Below are 2,546 nucleotides of genomic sequence, written 5' to 3' on the forward strand. Positions count from 1 at the left end.
CGGGACAGCGATCTACTTCGCCGATCCACACAGTCCCTGGCAGAGAGCCATCAATGAGAACACCAATGGCCTCTTGCGGCAGTACATGCCCAAGGGGACGGATCTGTCGGTGTTCAGCCAGGATGACCTGGACGCCATAGCCTTCCAGCTGAATACCCGACCTCGAAAACGTCTGGGCTTCAAGCCGCCGCTGGAAGTCTTTATGGATCTCATCAAGCGAACGCAGGATACGCCATCAGGCGTTCATTAACTCGGGTGTTGCACTTAGAGTTGGTGTAGTGGTCAACTAATCCCGGACAGTATTTTAAGGTTTTCCTCAGCCGCAACGGGCGAAATGCCGTCGTTGAATGTGTGAGGTCGTTGCCGGTTGTAATAGTCCATCAGATAGCCACCAACATCTTTTTTGGCCTCAGGCAGATTCCGATATCCCAGGGCCGGTATCCATTCAGATTTCAGACTCCGGAACAGTCTCTCCATCGGTGCGTTGTCCCAGCAGTTGCCACGTCGGCTCGTGCTTTGGGTCATTCGATAGCGCCAGAGCCTTTGACGGAACTTACGGCTGGCATATTGGCTCCCCTGATCCGAGTGGAACATGACTTTCTCCGGTTGGCCACGTTGCTCCCAGGCGTGATCGAGAGCTTTTACAACCAGGTCCGCATCCGGACTTGATGACATCGCCCAGCCAACAACACGCCGGGCATATAGGTCCAACACAACCGCCAGATAACTCCATCGCTGGCCACTCCAGATGTAGGTGATGTCACCACACCAGGCCTGGTCGGGCCGCTCTACTGCAAACTCACGATTCAGATGGTTCGGGATATCCGGCCGTTCAACGGTAGCCTGCTTGTAAGCGTGAGGGCCTGGCTGCTTACAGATCAGCCCCAGCTCGCTCATCAGTCGTCGAACCTTGAAGCGACCGACGACAGTGCCTTCCTCGCTGAGCAGGCTTTTGATTGTTCGGCTGCCAGCGGAACTGCGACTCCTGGTGAACAGGCGGTTTACCTGAGCCCTCAGGGCCATACGCTCTACATCAACGTGGTTCCGCCGATGGCGATACTCGTAATAACTTGAACGACTGATATCAAACGCATTGCAGACCATTTCAACAGGCATTCGCTCACTCAATTGGTCTATCAGCGCGTACGATTCATGTCGTCCGACATCAAGAGAGCGGTAGCCTTTTTTAGTATGTCTTTCTCCTGTTCAAGGCGCTTGCAGCGGGCTTCCAGCTCCTGAATACGGCGCTGTTCCGGGGTTAATGCCTTGCCCTTCGGGGTGACACCGTCACGCTCCTCGGTCAGTTGGCTAACCCAGCGCCGGATAGCGCTTTCACCAATTCCCAGGGACACGCTCGCCTGGGGAATCGTGTAACCTTGATCCAGCACCAAGCTGGCCGCTTCCTGTTTAAACTCAGGAGAAAAAGAACGTCGCTTTCTGGTCATCAGACACCTCGTTTATGGTGGCGATATTACCACCTACGTTGGTGTCCGGAATCATTGAACCACTACATGGAGACCGCCCACCGTTTTCTTTAAGGTTAGGCAACGTGGTGGATGGTGCTATCTCTCCCGGGCTAACGCTTGGCTTTGCGGCGTGCCGGAGCGCAGCGTAGGTACATCCGCCAACAGCCACTGGTTATGTGATGGTAGCTCAATCTGGCAGCCCCTCGAACTCTGGCACGTCCCCTAACTCCTCATCCCAACCAGCTTTGCTGGATGAAAAAATTTGCGCTGTCGGCACCATAGAGATTTTAGTATCCAGGCACCCTGCTGGTACGACCAGCAAGCCTGCACTCTGAGTGTTTGGCAGTGCTGAACCACAGAGCTTGCAAAAGCTTTTGCTATGACGAGTGCCTGGAAGCGTATAGGAAGTCACAGCATCTGCACCCGACCGCCAGACCAATTTAGCTAACTGCGAGAATAGGTTTGCCGCATGAGCCGAACCCGTATCTTTTTGGCAATGCTGACAATTGCAAAGGTAAAAGCTATCGAAGTCACCTATTACCTCAAAGCTCACAGTGCCACACAGGCAAGAACCGAAATAATTAGACATCAGAATCTCTTCCATGGCCCGTCGGTGAAATACACATAACGAGGCTGTAGAAAAACTCGATTCCGAGCCCTTCCCAACCCCTAATTCCTCTCATTTTTATCATGGCCATCGGCTGGCCGATTCCGGTGATTTCGATGTTCAGCCATCCGCTTCGGCCTTTTTTGAGGCTCCTGACGTCGGCATTGATGGTTTCCAACAGGCGCCTTTCCGGGACTCCGCCTTCGGCATTACGCCGCCATCTGTCCATAATTCGCCAGTTTCTTTATATTGTGCACCAGGCAGTATAGCTGTCACTGGCCCTTCACCTTCCTCATTACCCCGCAAACTAAAGCGATTAAGGCCCTTGTTCGTGCCGACGGCTCGACTCCTTATCTGTTTTCGTGATCCTATAAAAACCTGGTCAGATTGGGTTTTTTCTACAGCCTCAACGCCGCGCTAATAGGCGTGACGTTAGGAGCGTCCTTATTGAGCATCCTGTTCACTGTTGTCGC

Annotated in this window: 3 protein-coding genes; 1 reads left to right on the forward strand and 2 read right to left on the reverse strand. The window is 53.3% G+C overall.

The annotated features are described in order from the left end of the window. Window positions 1-250: IS30 family transposase (locus ABYA77_RS14765; RefSeq protein ID WP_372966722.1), on the forward strand; the 250-nt coding region annotated here is incomplete at its 5' end. 32 nt (window positions 251-282) lie between these two features. Here the strand turns inward: ABYA77_RS14765 and ABYA77_RS14770 are convergent. Next, window positions 283-1,445, reverse strand: a protein-coding gene (locus ABYA77_RS14770; RefSeq protein ID WP_372966723.1) for an IS3 family transposase whose coding sequence is annotated in 2 segments (ribosomal slippage) — window positions 283-1,190 and window positions 1,190-1,445 — 1,164 coding nt in all. Because the reading frame shifts where the segments join, the coding sequence is not laid out codon by codon here. Window positions 1,446-1,653: 208 nt separating this feature from the next. Continuing rightward, window positions 1,654-2,070 (reverse strand): GFA family protein, encoded by a 417-nt coding sequence (locus tag ABYA77_RS14775; protein ID WP_372966724.1) that lies wholly within the window; start codon window positions 2,068-2,070, stop codon window positions 1,654-1,656. Between the last annotated feature and the right edge of the window lie 476 nt (window positions 2,071-2,546).

It is taken from the genome of Marinobacter sp., from assembly GCF_041595835.1.
In the GTDB taxonomy this organism is placed as follows: Bacteria; Pseudomonadota; Gammaproteobacteria; order Pseudomonadales; family Oleiphilaceae; genus Marinobacter.